15 protein-coding genes and 1 pseudogene are annotated in these 18,967 nt (G+C 62.5%); 12 read left to right on the top strand and 4 right to left on the bottom strand.

Annotation, left to right across the window (positions count from 1 at the left end):
* Positions 1–55: 55 nt before the first annotated feature.
* Positions 56–1,816 (bottom strand): phospholipase D-like domain-containing protein, encoded by a 1,761-nt coding sequence (locus AB7F49_RS15215; protein WP_428523738.1) that lies wholly within the window; start codon positions 1,814–1,816, stop codon positions 56–58.
* Positions 1,813–5,355 (bottom strand): AAA domain-containing protein, encoded by a 3,543-nt coding sequence (locus AB7F49_RS15210; RefSeq protein WP_428523737.1) that lies wholly within the window; start codon positions 5,353–5,355, stop codon positions 1,813–1,815. Before AB7F49_RS15210 ends, AB7F49_RS15215 begins: the two co-directional genes overlap by 4 nt.
* A 1,050-nt stretch (positions 5,356–6,405) precedes the next feature.
* Here AB7F49_RS15210 and AB7F49_RS15205 point away from each other — a divergent pair.
* From AB7F49_RS15205 to AB7F49_RS15160, 10 genes are all read left to right on the top strand, one after another.
* Positions 6,406–7,368, top strand: a complete 963-nt coding sequence (locus AB7F49_RS15205; protein ID WP_428523735.1) for an ArdC family protein — start codon at positions 6,406–6,408, stop codon at positions 7,366–7,368.
* 106 nt (positions 7,369–7,474) lie between these two features.
* Positions 7,475–9,604 (top strand): ParB/RepB/Spo0J family partition protein, encoded by a 2,130-nt coding sequence (locus AB7F49_RS15200; protein ID WP_428523733.1) that lies wholly within the window; start codon positions 7,475–7,477, stop codon positions 9,602–9,604.
* 104 nt (positions 9,605–9,708) lie between these two features.
* Positions 9,709–10,188, top strand: a complete 480-nt coding sequence (locus AB7F49_RS15195) for a DUF6878 family protein (protein ID WP_428523731.1) — start codon at positions 9,709–9,711, stop codon at positions 10,186–10,188.
* A gap of 10 nt (positions 10,189–10,198) precedes the next feature.
* Positions 10,199–10,582, top strand: coding sequence for a DUF6915 family protein (locus AB7F49_RS15190; protein WP_428523729.1), 384 nt, complete (start codon positions 10,199–10,201; stop codon positions 10,580–10,582).
* Positions 10,582–10,776, top strand: a complete 195-nt coding sequence (locus AB7F49_RS15185; RefSeq protein ID WP_428523728.1) for a hypothetical protein — start codon at positions 10,582–10,584, stop codon at positions 10,774–10,776. The genes AB7F49_RS15190 and AB7F49_RS15185 overlap by 1 nt, the downstream gene beginning before the upstream one ends.
* An 81-nt stretch (positions 10,777–10,857) precedes the next feature.
* Entirely contained in the window at positions 10,858–11,361 is a 504-nt protein-coding gene (locus AB7F49_RS15180) for a hypothetical protein (protein ID WP_428523726.1), read from the top strand.
* Between the two features lie 233 nt (positions 11,362–11,594).
* Positions 11,595–11,903, top strand: coding sequence for a DUF4326 domain-containing protein (locus AB7F49_RS15175; RefSeq protein ID WP_428523724.1), 309 nt, complete (start codon positions 11,595–11,597; stop codon positions 11,901–11,903).
* 90 nt (positions 11,904–11,993) lie between these two features.
* A complete protein-coding gene (locus AB7F49_RS15170) occupies positions 11,994–12,365 on the top strand; it encodes a hypothetical protein (protein WP_428523722.1) in 372 nt (123 codons plus the stop codon).
* Positions 12,358–12,777: a hypothetical protein gene (locus AB7F49_RS15165; RefSeq protein ID WP_428523720.1), complete on the top strand. Its 420-nt coding sequence runs from the start codon at positions 12,358–12,360 to the stop codon at positions 12,775–12,777. Before AB7F49_RS15170 ends, AB7F49_RS15165 begins: the two co-directional genes overlap by 8 nt.
* Positions 12,778–12,862: 85 nt before the next feature.
* Positions 12,863–13,456 carry a DUF6927 domain-containing protein gene (locus AB7F49_RS15160; protein ID WP_428523718.1) on the top strand — a complete coding sequence of 198 codons (594 nt, stop codon included), beginning with the start codon at positions 12,863–12,865 and terminating at the stop codon, positions 13,454–13,456.
* A gap of 92 nt (positions 13,457–13,548) precedes the next feature.
* On the opposite strand, the gene AB7F49_RS15155 is transcribed toward AB7F49_RS15160, so the two are convergent.
* Both AB7F49_RS15155 and AB7F49_RS15150 read right to left on the bottom strand, forming a co-directional pair.
* Positions 13,549–13,815 (bottom strand): helix-turn-helix domain-containing protein, encoded by a 267-nt coding sequence (locus AB7F49_RS15155; RefSeq protein WP_428523716.1) that lies wholly within the window; start codon positions 13,813–13,815, stop codon positions 13,549–13,551.
* 5 nt (positions 13,816–13,820) lie between these two features.
* Positions 13,821–14,135: a type II toxin-antitoxin system RelE/ParE family toxin gene (locus AB7F49_RS15150; RefSeq protein ID WP_428523714.1), complete on the bottom strand. Its 315-nt coding sequence runs from the start codon at positions 14,133–14,135 to the stop codon at positions 13,821–13,823.
* A 167-nt stretch (positions 14,136–14,302) separates the two neighbouring features.
* Here AB7F49_RS15150 and AB7F49_RS15145 point away from each other — a divergent pair, with 167 nt between their 5' ends.
* Together AB7F49_RS15145 and AB7F49_RS15140 are read left to right on the top strand one after the other, a co-directional pair.
* Positions 14,303–18,655, top strand: coding sequence for a strawberry notch-like NTP hydrolase domain-containing protein (locus tag AB7F49_RS15145; protein ID WP_428523712.1), 4,353 nt, complete (start codon positions 14,303–14,305; stop codon positions 18,653–18,655).
* Positions 18,656–18,657: 2 nt separating this feature from the next.
* A pseudogene (locus AB7F49_RS15140) lies at positions 18,658–18,859 on the top strand (DNA primase); the annotation flags it as partial.
* Positions 18,860–18,967 lie beyond the last annotated feature (108 nt).

The following is an 18,967-nucleotide window of genomic DNA, read 5'->3' as shown; positions in this document are numbered from 1 at the left end:
AGTAAGAGGGAGAGACCGCGACGTTGCTGAGTCCGTTTAGAGGCTACGGCTACTTCTATATCGATCTGGCGTTCTCAAAAACGCGGATAAAGTTGTCCGCAATTCGCGGAGCTTCGATCAGGACGCCAATCTCTCGATAAGGCTCTGCATCTGGTGGATCAGCGGACAACCAATTTAAGCTGCTTATTGCTAATGCGTCATCGTCCCAGCCAAGTACCTTCGCGTGCAGCCGCGGCTTGTGAACTGGTTGTATTGCCACTCCTTCAGCCGCGAACTCTCGCGCCATGCCCGCTCCATCGACCCCAGAGAGCGGTCCGGTAGTCCGGCCGTAGTAAGCCCGCGCATCGATATTCTTCGCTCTAACCGCCCCCAACATGGGCAGAAGAGTCACCGGGCGGCCCGCAATTCCCAAGCGATGACTGAGAGCAAATATTCGCCTCTCCGCACGGTTGCGCGCCTCCAAGGCCAATTTTGCATGATCGGATCCGAATAGGAGGCGCATCGGAACAGTACGCCCGTTGCCGCGCGGCAGTCGTTCCACTCGCCGGCCCAGAACCGTCATTTCGATCGCGGCGCCGTGCCAAATACCGGGCCGCCCCCTGGCAAGTCCCGCCAACCGCCGAATGAGCTGACCGACGAGAACGGGATCGCGCAACCTGATCGATGTCTCGAAGCTCGAGAAATCCGAAGCAAGCCAATTGCACGAGCCGACCAATGCCACCCACCTGCCTTTCCCGTTGTCCGCGACGGCGATCTTGGCGTGCGAGTTGGTCGAAAAAGGATGGACGATGATCGAGTCCGACCGACCTTCACGCGCCACCAAACTTTGTAGTCTTTCAGCGGCAACGCGCGACGAGGAGGTGCTCGAATTCACGTCATCTTGACCCCAGAAGATGTCAATCGACACACCTTTCGCGGCAGCCCCGAGAAGCTTGGGCAATAGCGAGTCAGCCCGCGCCTCCGTGATAAACGTCGAATGAATGATCAAACGCTCAGTCGCATTTCGAATGAGACGATCAAGTGCCGTCTCGTGAGCCTCCCCATCTATGATAATGTCGTCGTGCTCATACAACGCTGGGGATGAGACCCACACCTCCCCATCAACGATGGTGGCTTGCTCGTGCTCGCGGATTTGCGCCAGAATTTTCGGCTGCGCAGTTGTCGCCACCGCCACTTCCTTCGCCCTTGCCCAGATCAAGTTTCGAAGTCCGTTTGAAGCACGAGCTGGTAGGCCCTCAATCAGTTCGTCACGCACCGCGACCACTGCATAGCGCTCCACAAGCTTGTCGGTGCTTCTGTCGACCCCAACAATCAGCTCGTCTTCGCCCTCAATTGCTGTAAAGACCTCACTAAGGTCTCCGCCCGAATGAATGGGCGAACCATCCAAGTGAATTACGATTTGGTCGTCGGAAGATGTCGGTAACCGACTCTGAGGCCGCACATCCAATTCACGGCCACGAAACACCCCGCCGGTTACCTGCTCGATTGCAAAACCTCGATACTTCGGCTGAATAACCGTGACCGAAGGTAGCTGTCCCTTCGGAGCTTGTTCGGCTCCAAGCGCTGTCCCACGAAATATCAGACCACTGCTGGTAACGCTCATCTCGACCCAGCCTGCGCGCATAAGGCGAATGAATGCCTCTACGACGACTCTGCGCGGGAGTCCGGACTGCAAGGCAAGCTCCGCAACCGCTCGTGGCTTGCGACATACCGCGTCGAGCAAGAGATGCTCAATTAAGCTCCATCGCGGCCCCTTCTCGATAAAGAACCGCCGCGCGCCGCGTAAGACGGGAAATGTGACATACACAGTCTTCATGACGCGCTCCCCTTCAACTGGGCCCACGGCACGATCGACGCTTCCTTGGCTGCGACCCCTCGATTCAGTGAGTCAAAGAATTTTCCCAGAAATCCGACGTCCTGGTCGGGCAACTTTGCAGACCGCTCGACCACATCCTTGTAAAACTGAAGGCTTCCGACAACAATCAGTCGCCACTTGGCTCGGCTTAGCAGCACGTTCATACGACGGTTGTCGCGCAGAAACCCAAGTGCCCGCGCCGGCGTGGAATGTGCGTTGTTTCGAACCAGCGAAACAACGACAACATCGGCTTCGCCTCCCTGAAATGAATCGACCGTGCCGCAGAATTCGGCCAAGTCAATTGCTGCTGCGAACTCTTTTAAGTGCGACAGTGTGCCGTCAATGTTGCGCTCGATCCGCTGCTTGAGCATCATCACTTGCTGCCAATAAGGCGACAGCACAGCCAAAGACGGCTTTTCCGATTGCCTGACTCGGAGCAGGCGAAGGGTCTCGACGACAGCGTTCGCCTCCTGCGGATTGGACCAGGGAGGCGGTCGGTCGCCGGCGCGTCCGCCAGGCCCTTCTGCCCTTGAATACGGCATATCGATGAAAATGACAGGGCTCTCCGGAAGTCGCTTCGCATCGGTTGACACAATCGGAGGTGCGCTCGTGAGAAAGACCCGCTCTTTCCTTGGGTTGGTGATGAGATCCTGATCGTAAAAGCAGTCCGACACAATGCGCGCAATAGCTGGGTGCATTCGGTACTGCTCGTTCAGCCGCCGGGCGATGGGACGCGCCTTGTCGTTAACTTTCTGGCGTTTCAGCTCTCTTTCGACAAAAGTCTCAAACAGTACAAGAATCTCGAGCGTATCCGCGCAAGATCTCCCGAAATCATCATCGCTCTCGCTCGCCTCGATCTCGCGAAGCATCTCGTCAATACCTTGATCCCTGAGATAGCGAGAAACTAGATCATCGACGAGCAACACGACCTGCTTGATCCTATCCGTCGCCGCGAGAATCTTCGAGATCTTGTCGATATCAAATGGCGGAAGTTGCTTGTGATCGCCGATCATCAAACGACGATGCGATAGCAAAAGCGGAGACAGCAGCTCACCACCGGTTGCCTTGCCGGCCTCCTCTACAATCGTCCAGTCGAACAGACCTCGCTCGTCGATTAGTCGCTCGACTGCGTATGAGTTAGTCGTTGCAAAGACAAGATTTGCGGCACGCAGAATCATTCCCTCGAATGCGCGCAATTCCGCCGATGCTCGGCGGCCCAGCGTGCCACCGGAGGTGCGGCGGCTGCGCCCAGATACGGCACGAGCATCGGCAAGCTCCCGAACGCGATCGCGAACGTGTGTTGTCGCCTCTCCCACGAGGTCGCTGTCGGCAAGGGTCTGAAGGAGACGGTCTGCTTGGATGTCGATCTCTAGCTCTCCAGCAGATTCATCATCATCGACCGAGCGTGCGCGCACCATCAATGGTCGGGCGTCAGCATGTACACCACGGAAGATTGACTGTACCTCACTCATCAAATGATCGATTGCTGAGTTGCTTTGTGCTGAGAGTAGAATTCTTGTAGTGGGCTCATCATCAAACCTGCGCCGGACGACATCGCCCACAAGGTACGTCTTGCCGACGCCAGGTGGTCCCTGCAGAAAGAACAGAGGGATCGTCGATAGAATTTCCCGCAGCGCCTTCTGCTTGGAAGGGTCGAGATTCTTGAATGCCTCGCTGGTCTCATCAAGCGGATCTTGGCTGTCATGAATACGAAGGCGAGGATCGACCAACATCCGCAGAAGTTCGGCATGCTCCCTCAGGGCAGCTAATGCCTTCAAGCGACGCTTGAATTGGGCTATACGACCATTAAGTCCGGCCGGCGCCAGGAACGCGACAACGCGCTGTGGAGGGGCCGAGGTGCCCTCGAACTTCAGGCATTCAACGTCGTCGAGCTCTTCCATGCCCACGAAGCGCCAGCTTGTCGTTGTGGGCGATCGCTCGCCGAGCATCCCTGGTTCGGAGAGCGTCCATGCACCCTCTTCACGGACGTCGTCTCCATCGAGCATTTTCGTGAGACGAACGGCTGGCGCGTCCAAATTCAGAAGATCCGAGAGTTTAGCGCGTTCAGCATCCTGCCTTGAGACAAGATGAATGATGTGCACGTCCAAACCCGGATTAGGTGCTTTGGAGATGATCTCAACGGGGAAAACATCTGCGGCCGCATAGGCCATTTCAAGGACGAGAAGCAGCGCAAATGATTGGTGCAAGCGATCGAGATCTGTCTTACGTGCAGCCGATCGAACAGCGCGTGCCTGATATTCGTCCCAACGTTGGACCTTGCCCCTGCGCCGGGGAAATCGCTGCGCCGCTTCAGCATTCCGCACAAGCTCCAATGCGCCGGAGTCAATGTGTGTGTCGCCGACGACAACAGCGGATACAGGGGCGTCCGCATCGGTTCGCTCGCAAAACGCGAACTCCCAACGCGGCTCTTCGTTTGTCCCGGGCTGTCTGTAAGGGGATAGGCGATAAGTGAGGAGTTGGCCGAGAAGCGCGTACCGCGTGGAATCCCCGTCCTTGATCGCTACAAGGTGGGGCTGACGCCCGAGATCATCTTCAACGAACCGAAGTTGCTCCGGTTCGTCAGATGTCTCGATCTGCTGATTTGACGCGCGCCGAATTGCCTCGGCTAACCGGCTATCCTGGCCGAGACGCAAGGCGAGGCATAACCGCGCTTCTTTACCGGCCACGTCCGCCGCAATGCTACTTGTGATCTCGTCAATCCGGCCGCAAACAAACTCGCCATTGAGCCTCTCGACCCGCTCCAGACCAAGCATTATTCTGAGCAGTCGGATTTCTGCTGCCGAAGCATGGTCGGCAACCCGAGACGGGATGACTTTCAGGTCACCAAGCGGACCGCTCGGTATGTCCAGGAACAGTGCAAAGAGCAGCGCCAGATCTCTCCAGTCGCGCGCGAATGAAAAGGAGTTATCGCTGCGAGGCGCTTCCAGTTTTCTCCGATGCCTTCCAGCGACGGTAGCTATCCGCATCGACCATTCGAAACCCGTAAGGCGGAAGTCAGGTTCTTCGGTCAGCGACGTGATCACTGCCCACGGGTCCAAATTACGATGAATGGCTCCTTGCGAATGTAGCAACTCCAATGCTTCGGCCAATCGTCGTGCGTTCGCCCAAAGGAGGCGCCGATAGCGCGCCTGCCTCGCCTGAGCCAATACTTCCGGCTTTCGGCGTGATTGAAGGAAGGTTTCAAGCGGGCTGCCCTGACCGGGATCAAGAGTAAGATAGAAGCCTTCCGCATCTTTCCCACTTGCTGTCATTTGGACGAAAAGGTCGTCCGCGCGCGGTACAGCCGCTAGACGTTGCAACTGTCGAATTTCGCTCCGCCACACATCTTCCAGATCGCTGTCGTCGAGACCCTTCGTCCGCGGCCAGACCTTGATAAGTACGTCTCGTGAATCGCGGTCGCGCGCAGAACGGATTCCTGCCCGCCCTGCGGCACGGTCCGGTCGCAAGAGGTAGGTGTCATCGACGCTGTACGCGGCCAAGAAGCCTTTTCCCGCCCGACGCGATGCCATCCTGAAAACGCCCCCGACCAGAGCAAAAATGCATGCGGATTATTCGAGACTTAGAGTCTGCCTGAGCGACCGTGCAGGCTCGAGTCCCTCAACCCCACCGTGTGTGAGAATAGCGTGGAGGGAACTGCGCGGCCACATGATTATGCTGCTGGCAGGCACCTGCCGGACCCGCTCTTGGTCTAACTTCGGTCCGCACGTCCAGCCCGGAGTTCGTCGTCGATGATCGACTGTACGACCAACTGATCCATCTTCGCCCTGCTTGAGAGCCGCGCAACCTCCGCGGCAACTTTGGCCCAATGAAAGAATCCTGCTCGATCCCGTGCGGCACGAGCACGAGCCGCCAGGCGCTGAGCCATGTAGTAGGCCCCATCCTCATTTTGTTGGATCAATCTTCTTGCATCGGCCCGCCAAAGCAGTCGAAGCGTCCGCCTGTGTTCGATCCAGCGACGAACGGCTCCGATCATTAGTGCAGATGCCCCCGCTCTGCGGTCATGCGATGTAGCCCTTTGCCAGACCTCAATACTACCCGGCCTGACGCTGCAGTCCTCAACCTAACTGAGCTCCTTCGGCCGTCGGCAAGTCACCAGTTTTTTCTTATCCCAGGCGTCAAGCCTCTCCGCAGGATACAGCCTGGCTCAATTGATGTCGTCCGCTTCCGATAGGTCCAGCTCGGTCTGGCGTGTCGGAATGCCGAGCTCGAGATCCTGCAACATCCTGCAGTATCGGCCCAGCGGACGTGCTGCTCATACTCATTGCACAATGTAGGGCGCCGATGGCACCGAGACGAGAGCAAGAGTGGGCGTCTCCCTGCGGGACCGGGCTGTCGGCTCCGCTGAAGCCCCGGCTACGCCGGGTCTTCACCCTTCGGGCGTCCATCCCTGACGCGGAACTCGCGGAAGCGTTCGGTGTCTCAGGACCGCTAACGCGAGTGCTTTAGGAGAGTGAGAGTGCTGGCCGGGTCCGCTGTGACGGGTTGGAAGCTGCGGAAGAGTCTCGCGGCGCCCGTCGCGGAGACCTGCGATGTCGAAACATGCTGTTCGGGCGCGCGCCGGCGAGAGCCGGGCGAACCTCTATGACGAAATCACCGAAAAGATCATCGCTGAGCTGGAGGCCGGCCGCGTGCCCTGGGTCCAGCCCTGGGGCACGGCGGCGGCGAAAGCGCCGCTCGCCATGCCGAAGAACGCCTCGACGGGTCGGCAATATAGCGGCGTCAACGTGCTCATCTTGTGGGGCGCCGTCATCGAACATGGCTTCACCGGCCAGAGCTGGCTGACCTTCCGCCAGGCGCTCTCGCTTGGTGGACATGTCCGGAAGGGCGAGCGCGGCACGACGGTCGTCTATGCCGACCGTTTCATTCCCAACGACGAAAAGAAGCGCGCGGCCGAGACCGGCGAGGACGCCCCGGCGATTCCATTCCTGAAGCGCTTCACGGTCTTCAACACCGATCAATGCGACGAGCTGCCCGCGGAGATCGCCACCGTCGCGCCGCCGCCGCCGCCCGGCATTATCGAGCCGCAAGTCGAAGCGTTGATCAAAGCCACTGGTATCGACTTCCGCATCGGCGGCAATCGCGCATATTACATCCCGTCTGAAGACTATGTGCAGGTGCCGCCACCGGCGGCGTACTTCGAGCCGATCAACTGGCACCGCACTGCGCTGCATGAACTCGGTCATGCCAGCGGTCATCATTCGCGTCTGAACCGCGATCTGTCCGGCACGCACGGCTCGAAGAAATACGCCTTCGAGGAGCTGATCGCTGAGCTTTGCGCAGCATTCTCCTGCGCGTCGCTCGGCATCGTGCCGACCGTGCACCATGCCGACTATATCGGCTCGTGGCTTGAGGCGTTGCGCGAGGATAACCGCGCGATCGTGCGGGCGGCCTCGCAGGCAACCAAGGCGACCAATTATCTGCTCGGCTTTCTGCCGACGGCCGATCTGCGCGTAGCAGCAGATACGGCCGCTGCCGATGTTGCGGCCGCGTGATTCCCGTCCGTTGCGGATGCGAGAGAGAGTGAGAGGGCGGAGCGGGTTCCGCGGCGGGTTGGAGGTCGAGAGAGAGGCTTTCGGCCGCCCGTCGCGGAGAACTGATATGCCAAAGGCCGTTCAGAAGATCACGCTGTCGCCATCGCGTGACATTCCCTTCAACAAGCTGGTGCTCAGCCAGTCGAACGTGCGCCGGGTGAAGGCCGGTATCTCGATCGAGGATCTCGCCGACGACATCGCCCGGCGCACCTTGCTGCAAAGTCTCAACGTGCGGCCCGTCCTCGACGCTGACGGCCAGGAGACCGGCATGTTCGAGGTGCCCGCCGGCGGGCGGCGTTACCGCGCCCTCGAACTGCTGGTGAAACAGAAGCGCCTCGCCAAGACCGCACCGATCCCGTGCATCGTGCGAGAGGCCGGCGCCGAGATCTCGGCCGAAGAGGATTCGCTTGCTGAGAACGTGCAGCGTGTGGCGCTTCATCCCCTCGATCAGTTCCGCGCCTTCCAGACATTGCGCGAGCAGGGGCGGTCCGAGGAAGAGATCGCGGCCATTTTCTTTGTCTCCGTCAATGTCGTGAAGCAGCGGCTGCGACTTGCGTCGGTGTCACCAAGCCTTCTCGACATCTATGCCGACGACGGCATGACGCTCGATCAGTTGATGGCGTTCACCGTCAACGGCGATCACGCGCGGCAGGAACAGGTGTGGGAGAACGTCAGCAAGTCCAGCTACGACGAACCGTACCAGATCCGGCGCATGCTCACCGAGGATACGGTCCGCGCCTCCGACAAGCGGGCGCAGTTCGTCGGCATCGACGCCTATGAAGCCGCCGGCGGTATCGTCCTGCGCGATCTGTTCGAGCATGACGACGGCGGCTGGCTGCAGGACGTGCCGCTGCTCGATCGCCTCGTCACCGAGAAGCTGAAAGCCGAGGCCGATACGATCGCCGCGGAGGGCTGGAAGTGGATCGAGGTCGCCGTCAGCTTCCCATACAATCACGACTACGGCTTCCGGCAGCTCGAGGGCACGCCCGCCGACCTCACGGCCGAGGAGCAGGCGACGATCGAGGCCCTGCAGGCCGAACAGGCCAAGCTCGAAGCCGAGTATCAGACCGCCGATGAGCTTCCCGACGAGGTCGATGCCCGCCTCGGCGAGATCGAGGAGGCGCTGTCCGCCTTCGACAATCGGCCGCATATCTTCGATCCGGCCGAGATCGCCCGCGCCGGCGCCTTCGTCAGCATCGATGGCGACGGCACGCTCCTGGTCGAACGCGGCTTCGTGCGGCCGGAGGACGAAGCGCCGGTCGATCAGACCGGCGGCGAAGAGGGCAACGACCCCGAGAGCCACGTCGATGGCGAGCCCAGCTCGTCCGCAGTGCGCCGGACCGTTATCACGGTCGGCGGCAGTCAGCCCGAAGCAGAGGACGAGGAGGACGACGGCATCAAGCCCTTGCCCGACCGCCTCGTCATGGAGCTGACGGCGCATCGCACGCTCGCGCTGCGCGATGCCGTCGCAAACAATCCCCATGTTGCGATGACAGCGCTCTTGCACAAGCTCTGCACCGATGCTTTCTACACGGCCTACACACCTGGCTGCGTTGAGGCATTGGTCCGGCACGTTCAGTTGCCGGTTCAAGCGCCGGGTTTGAAAGACAGCGCCTCGGCGAAGGCCGTCGATGAGCGACACAAGGCCTGGGTGGCCGACATGCCGGACGACGAGACCGCGCTGTGGGATTGGCTTGCGGCACTCGACGACGTCAGCCGCTCGGCACTGCTCGCTCATTGCGTCTCCTACGGCGTGAACGCGCTGTTCGAGAAGGCTGACCGCTACGGCGGCAATGGCGTCTCGTCGCACGGCCTGCGCCGCCGGCTCGACCAGGCCGATCGCCTGGCACGCGCCGTCAATCTCGACATGGTGGAGGCCGGCTGGCGGCCGACGGTCGAGAATTATCTCGGCCGCGTCACCAAAAGCCGCATCCTCGAAGCGGTGCTCGAGGCGAAGGGCGAGTCGTCCGCGCAACTCATCGACCATCTCAAGAAGTCGGAGATGGCGAAGGAGGCCGAGCGGCTGCTCGACGGCACCGGCTGGCTCCCCGAGCCGCTCCGTCTCGCCGAGGCCTCTTCCGCGTCGAATGATTCCCGTGCAACGGCTGAACCGCTCCCTGAATTCCTCGACGATGACGACGACGAAGCGGGCGAGGCGGGCGAGGACGAGCAGCCGCACGCCGTCGCGGCCGAATAACACCCACTTTGCGGGGCGGCTCCGGCCGTCCCGCTTGCTCGCACAAACATCAATCCCTCAGCCCGGCCTCTGCGCCGGGCTTCATCGTTTTCAGGAGCATCATCATGACTGACGACAACATCTCCGCCTCCGAACCGGCACTCGATCCGACCTCCTGGCTCGCGAAGGAGCTGGCATTCGCCAAGCTGTGCGAATCCATTCGCCCCGAGAACAAGACTGCCGTGTTCGACGCGCTCGCCCGAGCAGGGATCACCCGAGTCGAGGTGACATTCGACGGCTACGCTGACAGCGGCCAAATTGAAGACGTTGCCGCAAAGACCGGCGACAAAGACGTCGCGCTTCCCCCGGTCAGCATGGAGCTGGCGCGTGCCGAATGGGGCAGCTCCGACATCGTCCGCACGACCCATCCGATGGCGGAGGCGATCGAACGACTCGCCTACGATTTTCTCCGCGAGACCCATATCGGATGGGAAAACAACGAGGGCGCCTATGGCGATTTCTATTTCGACGTCGCCGAGCGCACGATCACGCTCAACTACAATGAGCGGGTCGAGACCTCCGAATACACCCAGCATGTATTCTGAGGAGGCAAAGATGGCGCATCCTTATCACCATTCGCTGTCCTCCGTGCGCAAATGGGGCGGGGCGGTCGAGGACTATCTGCCGATCCATAGCTGGTTCGATGCCAGCAAGGCGATCACCGCCGACTTCCGGCACCGTGCGCTGCGGCACCATGCCGAGGGCATCTTCATGGCCGAAACCATCTTCGGCTCCACCATCACGCTCTCGACCGGGCGTATGATTCCGACACGCTGGGTCGGCGAGCAGCACGTCATCGAAGACCTCGGCTTCATCCCGTCCTTCGCCGACTGGGTGAGGTGCATCCGGCCCGAGCCGTGGATGGGCCGGGCCCGTCGGCTCGAGGGCGAGGTCGGGGCACCACACGCGGCGGCGCCGCCTGCCACGGAGGTCGCGTGATGTACGGCACCTATCTGCGGCTCGACGTCACCGTGCATGACGGCTGGCGGGCCGTTGTGCGCGCCGCGTCGCGCAAGTTGAACCGACAGGCGCTGCGCGACCCGAACCGTCGCGCGGCGCGCAAAGCGTTTTACCGTCAGATGCTCGACTATCACCGACAGGCGCAGGAGATCGTTGCGACCTGGCGGCTCTGAACAGCACTTCCGTTTCCATCCGTAGCGGCATCGGCCTCCGTCGAAGGAGGACCGGGCCGCCATATTTTCAGGAGAATCCCAATGGCCGACTACTACACCCCGACCGTACTCCAGCCATCGATTCCCGATGCGGACATGACGCCGCTGGAACGTTTGCTTCTCTCTCAAATCTTCGACGCCGAATGCGACGGCGAGGACTGGTATTTCTTCTCCAAGCAGGGGCCGGCCGATATGCTCGATGTCGAGCGGGCCGCACTCGAAGCCGCACTTGCGGCATCTGAGGGCGCCGGCGAGAGCGTGGCCAACTCCTTCGTCAAGGAGCATCTACCTGACCCGCAATCCGGCGCCCCGCTGCCGTCGCATCTCGATCTCGACCTCAGCACGACGTCCTGGGAATTTATCATGCAGGATATCGTGCGCCGGTCGCCGACGCTTCGCTACGTGTCGGCCGTATCGTCCTTCACCTGCTCGAGGATGCGGCCCGACGGTTTCGGCGGCGCCGTCGTCGTGATCGCCGCCGACAAGATCATCGGCAAGTCCACGAGCGATCTCCTCGAGGAGTTCATCGCGCAGGTCGCGCCCTAAAGCCCGCGCGCCGCACATGCACGGCGATTGCCGGGAGCCTCGCGCGATCATGTGAGACCCCTCGCACCCGTTCCTCCGTCCCATCGCGTTGCGCCGCGTCCTGTCTGGGCGCGGCGGATCGGCCGTCAACGGGCAAGCCGTTCCCGCGCCGGCCTGACGGCCTCGCGTGACCGCCGATGCTGCTCCGCGCCCTTCGCCAGTCCGCCGCAACGCGAGGCGAAGGAGGTCAGACGATGTGCAGCGTTCTCAACAAGCATCACGCAGGCATTCCGGCCGGCGCAATCTACATCGGCCGCGGCTCGAAATGGGGCAATCCGTTCCGGATCGGCCGCGACGGCGATCGCACGACCGTCATCGCTAAATACGCGCGCTGGCTGGCGGACCAGCATCAATTGCTGCGCGCGCTCGACGAGCTTCGCGGCCGCGATCTCGTCTGCTTCTGCGCGCCGCGCGCGTGCCACGGCGACCTGTTGTTGCGGCTCGCCAACACCACGCGCGAGGAGCGCATCGCGTGGTGGCGCGCGACGAAGGCCGCGGCATGAGAGGAAGAGGGAGGCCGGGAGGCGGGCGACCCGGCGCGCGAAAAGAGCGAGCCGCCGGGATGGTCCCGCTCCGCTCTCGGAGTCTCTCCTATGCCCAACAAGTCCACGACCTTCGACTTCGGCAAGCCGGTCGCCTACGACCCGGATGCCAAGCGGCTCTTTCATAGCCGCGCCCGTTCGCAACTCCGCCGCCTTGCAACAGCGCTCGACCTGCGGCCAGGCTCCTACGACCTGCGATCGAACCCGGCCGGCATCGCCGTCTCCGGCGAAATCACCCTGCACACCGATCGCCTCTATGTGCAGGTGTCCCAATCAGTAATGGGCAGCGCGAACGGCATTCTGTTCCGTACCTGCAAGGGACGGAAGGACTATGTCGGCGGCCCAAACAATTTCGCGCCGCTCGACCTTCTCAACAACCCGGAGGAACTGGCGCGGCGGATTCGGGAGCGGTGCCATGTTTGACATCGCTCACGGCACAGCTCGCACTCTCCAATTGTGGACACGCGATCACCGCTACCGCACCCGCTGCCGCCTTGCACAATGGCAGCGGGCCTGGCGCTACGCCGTCGACCGCCTCTCGACCAACGATGCCCAGCGCATGATGCTCGATTGCCGCAATCCGGCAGGCTGGTATCCGCTCCTGGTTCTCACCGTTGAAGACACGCTCGAACAGGCGCGCGAGGACATCGTGGACAATCCCGAGCTGCCGCGGCTGATTGCGGACGGCTGCGCGCGCGTCGCCGACAAGTGGGAATCCTACAACGATGAGCTGTGGGAAGCGCGGCGCTGGGCGATTGGTCTCGCCAAGGACTACGCAGCCGACGAAGGCATCGCGCTGACCCCGCTCGACAACGAGCGTGAGCCCGCGAACTGACTCTCCCGTCCATCCTCCATCACTACAAGCCCGGCCGCCGCGCCGGGCTTTCGCATTCAACAATCATATCGAAAGGAGACCCGTCATGGGTTGGCTCTATATGCAATCGCTCAAAGGCTATTCCGGTCCGCGCCAGTATCTCGACGCGCAGTTCACCTTCACAAAGCCGGAACTGACGTCCAGGGTGCTGCGCTCCGCGCTTGTTGGCATGAACGTCTATTACGCTGCCATCGAGCATATTCGTCACGAGACGAACGAACGCATGGTCTTCGCCGCGGTCTGTCTCGTCCGCTACAACCCGCGTGACCGCGAGGGTTACATCTTCGGCTACAAGGACATGGACGAGACGGTGGGGCCGAATGAAGCCAATTGTCCCGAGGCAATCCTCGATCTGCTCACGCCGACCGAATATCCTTACGCCAAGGCGTGGCGCGCCCGCTGCCGGGAGAATGCAGCGGCACGGCGTGCCCTGTCGCGCAAACCGTCGCCGCGTCCCGGACAGACCATCGTGTTCGATCAGGCTCTGTCGTTCCGAGATGGACGCAGTTTCGATCGTTTTGAAGTGGTGGCTAACTCGCGCAGCCATCGCACTGTGCTGTTCCGCGCCATGGACACCGGTGGGCTCTACCGGATCAGGAACGTCAAGAAGCTGACTTACCGGCTAATCGATCCGGGCTGATGCGGGATCGGAGCCCGGATTCTGTTTGAAGCGCCCGGCGCGCTCGAACAGGGGTCTCGGCCAAACAGCCCTCACAAACTCTGGCAGCGCCCTCACGCTGCCTTCTGGAACCTGATCCCGGGGCGCAGACCTGCGCGCTCCGCAAGCCGAACCAGCATGCTCAGGCTGAACCGGTTGATCTTTCCGTTCTTGATCTCGGACACCCGAGCCTGAGTGATGCCAAGGCGCTTCGCCGCCTCGATTTGCGTCAGCCCGGACTTGCTCAGCCACTTATTGATCCCGGACAGCAGCTTGGCGCGCATTTCAAGCTCCGCCGCTTCTTCCGCCGGGAACAGGTCGTGAAATACGGATTTTGCCATCGTCGTCACCTGATCTGTCTGAGCCGTGCCTTGGCGAGGTCGATGTCCCGCTTGGCTGTTGCCTGTGTTTTCTTTTGGAATGCGTGCAGCACGTGAACGGCATCGCCTATGGTGGCGAGATAGATGATCCGGTAGGCGCCGGAAGCCTGACGTATCCTGATCTCACGAACGCCAGGGCCGATCGAGGTCATGGGCTTCCAATCGGATGGCTCTTCGCCGATCTGAACCTGAAACAATTGATATCCAGCTTCGCGCCGGGCGTCCTTCGGAAATGCGTCGACATCGGATCGGCTGCTGCCGTGCCACTTCACTTCCTTCATCCTGCGAATATGCCAAAAGTGGCATAGTCAGTCAATGCGATGCTGCGGCGTGCGCCCGGCTGGTGAGCAAGTGAGAGGAAGAGGCGGGCCGGGACGGGTTGGAGCCGCCGCGGATCGAGAGAGCGTTCGGGCGGCCGATCCGTCCCTGCTCTCCCGAGGCTCCCATCATGTCGCATCCGTCCGCGTCAGCCATCGCGGCTGCCCTTGTCCGCGCCGGCGCCGATTCCGCGTCCGGCATCGTCGAGGCCGCACGGCTCCTCCTTCCGCATCTGGAATCCGGCCGCCGCATCGACGCCGCGCTGCTACGCGCGGCAATGGAAAGCGCGTTCGGCGCCTCCGACGCTGACGGCGCCTGGACCTGGAAGGCCGCTTACGACGCCTGCGAGTCGGCCACGATCCTCTTTCTACGACGGTTCGGTCCGGCCATGCGCGCGAAGGCGGCGTCCCCGGCAGCGATGCTGCCGATGCTCGCGAAGGTGACGGACCTTCTACCCACCCATACGCGCAGGTCCGAGGAAAGCGAGGCGCTTCAGCAATTCTCGACGCCGATGGCATTGGGATATGCGGCAAGCCTCGCGGCCGCGATCACGCCGCTCGACGTTGTGCTGGAGCCGTCCGCCGGCACGGGCCTGCTCGCGATTCTCGCCGAGCTTTCCGGCGCGTCGCTCGTGCTGAATGAACTCGCCGACACGCGCGCCGGCATCCTCGATCGGCTCTTTCCCGGCACGCCGGTGACACGGTTCGATGCCGCGCAGATCGACGATCATCTCGATGCCGGTATCGTGCCGAGCGTCGTTCTGATGAATCCGCCATTCTCGGCGGTCGCCAATGTCGATCGCCGCATGGCTGATGCGGCCTTGCGGCATGTCGCGTCAGCGCTGGCACGGCTGCCCGACGGTGGGCGCTTGGTTGCGATCACCGGCGCCGGCTTTGCCCCCGATAATCCATCCTGGACGGATGCCTTCGCGCATTTGCAGGAACGCGGCCGCGTCGTGTTCTCGGCGGCGATCGACGGCACCGTCTATGTCAAGCACGGCACCACGACCGACACGCGGCTGACCGTGATCGATCGACTGCCTGCCGACAATGCAGCGGCATTTCCCGAAAGTCCGGGCGTGGCGCCCGACGTAGCCACGCTGCTGGGCTGGATCATCGAGCGTGTGCCGCCACGTCTGCCGATCGCAGGCGTTGTTTCCGCACCGGTGTCCAACCGGCCGGCAGCTGCACGGACCGTCCGCGCCTATCTCGCGCAACGTGCGTCCGCACCTGCCGCAACGACAACGGCACCCGAGGCGAACGAACTCGCCTATGAACCCGTCACATGGACACCGACGGAAAAGCGTAAAATCACCGATGCGCTTTATGAGGAATACGCGATTCAGTCGATTCGTATTTCCAGGGCGCAGGAGCATCCGACCAAGCTCGTGCAGTCGGCGGCAATGGCTTCGGTCGCACCTCCCGTGCCGACCTATCGCCCGCATCTACCGGCGAACGTCGTTACCAACGGACTGCTCTCGGACGCTCAGCTCGAATCCGTCATCTACGCAGGCGAGGCCCATTCGGATTTCCTCGCCGGTTCATGGAATGTCGACGAGACCTTCGACCTCGTCACCGCGGCGGCCGACGACGCCGAGAACACCGTTCGCTTTCGGCGCGGCTGGTTCCTGGGCGACGGCACCGGCGCCGGCAAGGGCCGTCAGGTCGCCGGTGTCCTCCTCGACAACTGGCTCAAAGGCCGCCGCCGCGCGGTCTGGATCAGCAAGTCGGACAAGCTGATCGAGGACGCCCAGCGCGACTGGTCGGCGCTCGGCATGGAGCGGCTCCTGGTCACGCCGCTCTCGCGCTTCCGGCAGGGCACGCCGATCCGGCTCGCCGAGGGCATCCTGTTCACGACCTACGCAACGCTGCGGTCGGATGCGCGCCAGGGGACTCAAGACCAGGACGTCAAGGCGTCGCGCGTGTGCCAGATCGTCGACTGGCTTGGCGCGGGCTTTGACGGCGTGATCGTGTTCGACGAGAGCCACGCGATGCAGAACGCCGCCGGCGGCAAGGGCGAGCGCGGCGACCAGGCCGCTTCGCAACAGGGTCGCACCGGACTGCGGCTGCAGCACGCCTTGCCGAACGCGCGCGTTCTTTATGTCTCGGCGACCGGCGCGACCACAGTTCACAACCTTGCCTACGCGCAACGCCTCGGCTTATGGGGCGGGGAGGACTTCCCGTTTGCCACCCGCGCAGAGTTCGTCGAGGCGATCGAAGCAGGCGGTGTCGCCGCTATGGAAGTCTTGGCCCGCGATCTGAAAGCGCTCGGCCTCTACGCGGCACGCTCGCTCTCCTACGAAGGCGTCGAGTACGAGCTGGTCGAGCACAAGCTGACGGACGAGCAGATCCGTATCTACGACGCCTATGCGGGCGCATTTTCGATCATTCACAATAATCTCGACGCCGCGATGCGGGCGGCAAACGTTACCGGCGAAACCGGCACGCTGAACGCGCAGGCGAAATCTGCCGCACGCTCGGCGTTCGAGAGCGCCAAGCAGCGCTTCTTCAATCATCTCATCACCGCCATGAAGACGCCGACGCTGATCGCCTCCGCCGACCGCGACCTGAAGGCGGGTTATGCCGCCGTGATCCAGATCGTCTCGACCGGCGAGGCGCTGATGGAACGCCGGCTTGCCGAAATCCCCACTGAGGAATGGGGTGACGTGCAAGTCGACATCACCCCGCGCGAATATGTCCTCGACTATCTGGCGCACAGCTTCCCGACCCAGCTCTACGAGCCATTCGAGGACAGCGAGGGCAACCTGTCTTCGCGCCCGGTCTATCGCGACGGCCAGCCCGTCCGGTGCCGGGATGCGGTCGCACGGCGTGATCGGCTGATTGAGAAGCTCGCGTCATTGCCGCCCGTGCATGGCGCGCTCGATCAGATCGTGCAGCGGTTCGGAACTGACCTGGTGGCGGAGGTGACCGGCCGGTCGCGCCGTATCATCCGCAAGACTGGCTCCGATCGCATCGACCGCCTTGTGGTCGAGAACCGCGCCGGCTCCGCCAATCTCGCCGAAACCCAGGCGTTCATGGATGACTTAAAGCACATCCTGGTCTTCAGCGACGCTGGCGGCACCGGACGCAGCTACCATGCCGAGTTGTCAGCGCGGAACCGGCGCTTGCGCATACATTATCTGTTGGAAGCAGGGTGGAAGGCGGATGCCGCGATCCAGGGCCTTGGCCGCACGAACCGAACTAATCAAGCCCAGCCGCCGCTGTTCCGGCCGATCGCCACCAACGTGAAGGCGGAGAAGCGCTTCCTCTCGACTATCGCTCGTCGTCTCGACACGCTGGGCGCCATCACCAAGGGCCAGCGCCAGACCGGCGGGCAGGGCCTGTTCCGCGCCGAAGACAACCTCGAAAGCCACTATGCGCGCGACGCGTTGCGTCAGCTCTATCTCCTCCTGGTCATGGGCAAGGTCGAGGGCTGCTCCCTTCAGACCTTCGAGGACGCGACCGGGCTGAAGCTGACCGACACGAACGGCATCAAGGACGAGTTGCCGCCGATCACCACGTTCCTCAACCGTCTGCTGGCGCTGACAATCGGCCTGCAGAACATCTTGTTCGTCGCCTTCGAGCAATTGCTTGCGGCCCGCATCGAGGGCGCGATCGCATCCGGCACCTATGATGTCGGTCTGGAGACGTTGACGGCCGAGAGCTTCACCGTCACCTCGCGGAAGACGATCTATACGCATCCCAGCACCGCAGCCGAGACGCAACTCCTCACGATCACGCAGCGCCAGCGCAACCGGCCGGTCACGCTCGACGAGGCGCTGGCGTATCGCGCCGATCCACGCGCCGTGTTTCTCGTCAACACGCAGTCCGGCCGTGCTGCGGTGCAAGTGCCGGCCCGCAGCGTCATGCTCGACGACGGCCAGGTCGAGCGCCGCGTCCGACTGATCCGGCCGATGGAACATCCGGTCATGGCGCTCGCGACCATGCCGCAAACCCATTGGCACGAAGTCGATCGTGACACTTTCGCGCGCGCCTGGTCAGCCGAGCTGGCAGACGTGCCGGCGTTCACCGACAGCGAGATCCACATCGTCGCCGGAATCCTGTTGCCGATCTGGAAGCGCCTGCCGAATGAGTCGACACGCGTCTATCGGCTCCAGACCGATGCCGGCGAACGCATCATCGGCCGCAAGGTCTCGCCGGCTTGGGTCGCGACTGCGACCGAGGTCGGCGTCTCCGCGCTCACGCCGGAGGCCGCGCTTGCGGCATTGCTCGACGGCAATACCATTCTCGATCTTGCCGAAGGCCTTCAGCTTCGCCGCGTGCGTGTCATGGGTGCGAATCGCATCGAACTGACCGGATTCACCGATGCCATGCGGGAGCGGCTCACGGCTTATGGCCTGTTCCACGAGATCATCTCCTGGAAACTGCGCATGTTCGTCCCGACCGACGCGGCCGGCGCCGATGTGCTGGCCAAGGTTTTGGAGCGATATCCCGTTGCACGCATCTCCGAGCGGGCGGCCTGACCATGCCGGGACACGCGGGCGAACTGGCGCGCCGCCTCGCGCGCGACGCCGAGGCGGTGTGCCGCGAATATTTGTCCAACGGTCGCCGCGTGGGGCGGTACTGGCTGGTCGGCGACGTGAACAACACGCCGGGGCGCTCGATGTTTGTGCGGCTCAGCGGACCGGAGTCGGGCAAGGGTGCGGCTGGCAAATGGACCGACTATGTTGCGGCGAAGATTATGTTGCGGCCTGGCACGGGGGCGTTGTCCCGCAGCCGATTGGCCGATTCTACGCAACATAACGGCGTGCTGCGGGAGGTCGTGTGATGGCCCG

The organism is Pseudorhodoplanes sp., from assembly GCF_050250235.1.
GTDB lineage: Bacteria > Pseudomonadota > Alphaproteobacteria > Rhizobiales > Xanthobacteraceae > Pseudorhodoplanes.
The sequence above is the reverse complement of the archived record's forward strand: the minus strand, read 5'-3'. Positions and strand labels throughout refer to the sequence as shown.